Origin of the sequence: Microcystis sp. M049S2, from assembly GCF_020245625.1 — a bacterium.
GTDB classification, from domain to species: domain Bacteria; phylum Cyanobacteriota; class Cyanobacteriia; order Cyanobacteriales; family Microcystaceae; genus Microcystis; species Microcystis ichthyoblabe_A.
Map to the genome: position 1 here is coordinate 1 of NZ_JADBUN010000199.1, position 2,533 is coordinate 2,533.

Annotated in this window: 8 protein-coding genes; all 8 read right to left on the reverse strand. The window is 36.3% G+C overall.

Annotated features, from left to right (window positions below; all coding sequences use genetic code 11):
- On the reverse strand, positions 1 to 148 hold a 148-nt coding region (locus tag IM496_RS16665), incomplete at its 3' end, for a nucleotidyltransferase family protein (protein ID WP_287662624.1).
- A 373-nt stretch (positions 149 to 521) separates the two neighbouring features.
- Positions 522 to 866: a hypothetical protein gene (locus IM496_RS16670; RefSeq protein ID WP_079205650.1), complete on the reverse strand. Its 345-nt coding sequence runs from the start codon at positions 864 to 866 to the stop codon at positions 522 to 524.
- Positions 867 to 874: 8 nt separating this feature from the next.
- Positions 875 to 1,069 (reverse strand): Tse2 family ADP-ribosyltransferase toxin, encoded by a 195-nt coding sequence (locus tag IM496_RS22740; RefSeq protein WP_502846479.1) that lies wholly within the window; start codon positions 1,067 to 1,069, stop codon positions 875 to 877.
- A 12-nt stretch (positions 1,070 to 1,081) separates the two neighbouring features.
- Positions 1,082 to 1,222 carry a hypothetical protein gene (locus IM496_RS16675; RefSeq protein WP_287662622.1) on the reverse strand — a complete coding sequence of 47 codons (141 nt, stop codon included), beginning with the start codon at positions 1,220 to 1,222 and terminating at the stop codon, positions 1,082 to 1,084.
- Positions 1,223 to 1,225: 3 nt separating this feature from the next.
- Positions 1,226 to 1,387 carry a hypothetical protein gene (locus IM496_RS16680; protein WP_002774755.1) on the reverse strand — a complete coding sequence of 54 codons (162 nt, stop codon included), beginning with the start codon at positions 1,385 to 1,387 and terminating at the stop codon, positions 1,226 to 1,228.
- A gap of 149 nt (positions 1,388 to 1,536) precedes the next feature.
- Positions 1,537 to 1,833, reverse strand: coding sequence for a type II toxin-antitoxin system HicB family antitoxin (locus IM496_RS16685; protein ID WP_002763050.1), 297 nt, complete (start codon positions 1,831 to 1,833; stop codon positions 1,537 to 1,539).
- An 11-nt stretch (positions 1,834 to 1,844) separates the two neighbouring features.
- A complete protein-coding gene (locus IM496_RS16690) occupies positions 1,845 to 2,033 on the reverse strand; it encodes a type II toxin-antitoxin system HicA family toxin (RefSeq protein ID WP_002768607.1) in 189 nt (62 codons plus the stop codon).
- Positions 2,034 to 2,050: 17 nt separating this feature from the next.
- Positions 2,051 to 2,533, reverse strand: a 483-nt coding sequence (locus tag IM496_RS16695; protein ID WP_287662623.1) for a tetratricopeptide repeat protein, incomplete at its 5' end; no start/stop codon positions are given.

Sequence of the window (2,533 nt, forward strand, 5' to 3'; positions counted from 1 at the left end):
CATAATCAATTAAAAAATCAATATCACTATTTTCGGTTTCCTCACCTCTAGCAACGGAACCAAATACACGCACATTAAAAGCACCATGTTTGGTGGCAATTTTTAGGATATCCTCTCGTTTGTCTTGTATGAGTTGTTTTAAGGTCATAAAATAACATCCCTCCCGAAGGTTTTTAATGAACAATTAACAGACTAGACTAGAAAAAACTAAATACTGATAACTCACCCCCCCACTTATCCCCCTAATTGTTGTAAAACCCGCATCACCTTTTCATCAGTTGCCATATTATAGCGGTGTGCAGTCGTATGAGGTACAGTGTCACGAGCTATAAACCATGCTAGGCAAAGCTTGGTTTGTATCTCACTCAAGTGCTTACCGCTATATTCTGTTGGTGGAATAATATAGCTGCTTGTTATAGATCAATTTTGGCTTTTTCGGTTTGTTTTAATTTGGCATATAAAAGACCACGACTACGGACCTTATGAACGATGGCTAAATAAGTAATCATTGATTTCTCATTTCAGGTTCGCATTAGATTATATTCTTCGCGGATTGATGAAGTTAGAGATTCCAGTAAGATTAATTTTTCCTCAATTGACAGGTTTTTTCCTTGTTTAATTAATGTTTGTAAAGACATTTTTTTTAAATCAAATTCAGGCACAAGTAGAGCCAATTCTTGTGTTTGTTGATTTTGTAAGTCAGTAATTAATTCTTGTAAAAATAAAGAATCATTACTTAAGTCCGAAATTTCATCTTCATAGTTTTCGAGAGCTTCTATTTGTTGAATACGGTCACTATAATTTTTGAGAAGGGATTCGAGAGCTTCGATAATAAATTGGATGTCTTTAAATGATAGAGTTTTCATAGTTTACCTCAACTTACACGATAAAAAAATTCACCAATTACCCTTAAAGCTTGTTGATAGGTTTCTATTGACATGGGAAATAAGGGTTTCCATAACCAGTGATTACCTCGATCATTAATTAATTCTAGCTCACTGGGAATAGAAATTCCCCGATCTAGTTTCCACCAGTTGTTTCCTATTCCCTGAACGGAAAAGGTCGAAATTCCCCCCGGTGTTTATCCATCAACAAGGGTTTCTTTTACCCATATTTGCCCATTATTTTCATAGATGGCAATATCTTTGTTAGGACGAACATAATCCATTCTGGGAGATGTAGCATTACCTCTACGGTATAAATCAACGGGTGTTTTTATCATTTGTCACCTCCCTAATTCGCGTAAAAGTTGCATCACCTTTTCATAAGTTGCCATATTATTCTGCTGGTAGAATATTATAGCTGCTTGTTCTAGGTCAATTTTGGCTTTTTTGGTTTGTTTTAATTTGGCATCTAAAAGACCACGACTACGGATTATAGTAATCATAGCAATTATCGTCGATTGGGTTGACCCAAGGAAACCCAACAAAAAGATTCAGACAGATTTAGGTGTTGGTTGTTGGGTTGCGCTTTTCCTGAGAATTGAGAGGTTTTCTTTAACATATTTATTCCCTCAAACCAAGCTAGGGACTGCACCTAGTTTTTTACACACAATTCCTGATGGTTTAAAATAGCTTCTGATACCTCAATGAGCAGAAAAGCGATCGCATCTTGATGATCCGCGTCGGTTAAAATGGTTTCGAGGGTGCTAGGGGTGGGAATTTCGTCCCCATCTGCCAACATAAAGGAAATATGACCTTTTAAGGCTTCAGTTGCCATTTTTTTCGCTTCTTCGATGGTTTCTCCTGCACTAATACAACCCGGAAAGTCATAAAATTGTACCCCATAATCACTATGGTTATCTTTATGAACGGTGGCTAAATAAGTAATCATTGATTTCTCCTTTATCGTAATTTAATACCGGCTTGTTTTTCGATACTGATTAGGGTTTTAAGGGGAATATCCTTTTTAGGGTGAGGAACAGTCACTTTCCCTTTTTTATGGGGATGTTTAAAATGATGATGACTTCCTGTTGTACCTACTTGATACCATCCCTCATCCTTCAGTTTTTTGATAATTTCTCGACTTTCCATAATTGATGATTTCTATTTCACCCCCCTAATTGTTGTAAAATCTGCATCACCTTTTCATAAGTTGCCATATTATTCTGTTGGCGGAATAATATGGCTGCTTGTTGTAGATCAATTTTTGCTTTTTCGGTTTGTTTTAATTCGGCATATAAAACACCACGATTGGCGTAAGCCTCAGCAAAATTACGATTAATTTCAATAGCTTTGCTGTAGTCAGAGAGGGCTAAATCGTATTTCTGCAAGTCAGAGTAAAGATTCCCTCGATTGTAGTAAGCCACAGCATCATTACGATTAATTTCAATAGCTTTGTCGTAGTCAGCTAAAGCTAATTCGTATTTTTCTTGGAGACGGTAAAGAACCCCCCGATTGTTGTAAGCCAAAGCAAAATTAGGATTAATTTCAATAGCTTTGTTGTAATCATCTGATGCTAATTCGTATTTTTGTTGGTTATAGTAAAGAAGCCCCCGATTGTTGTAAGCCTCAGCATAATTAGGATTAATTTC

Bases quoted from the DNA above. Each gene is read 5' to 3' on its own strand.
- IM496_RS16670 (WP_079205650.1), bottom strand. From the start codon at position 866: ATGAAAACTCTATCATTTAAAGACATCCAATTTATTATCGAAGCTCTC.
- IM496_RS16675 (WP_287662622.1), bottom strand. From the start codon at position 1,222: ATGATAAAAACACCCGTTGATTTATACCGTAGAGGTAATGCTACATCT.
- IM496_RS16680 (WP_002774755.1), bottom strand. From the start codon at position 1,387: ATGATTACTATAATCCGTAGTCGTGGTCTTTTAGATGCCAAATTAAAA.
- IM496_RS16685 (WP_002763050.1), bottom strand. From the start codon at position 1,833: ATGATTACTTATTTAGCCACCGTTCATAAAGATAACCATAGTGATTAT.
- IM496_RS16690 (WP_002768607.1), bottom strand. From the start codon at position 2,033: ATGGAAAGTCGAGAAATTATCAAAAAACTGAAGGATGAGGGATGGTAT.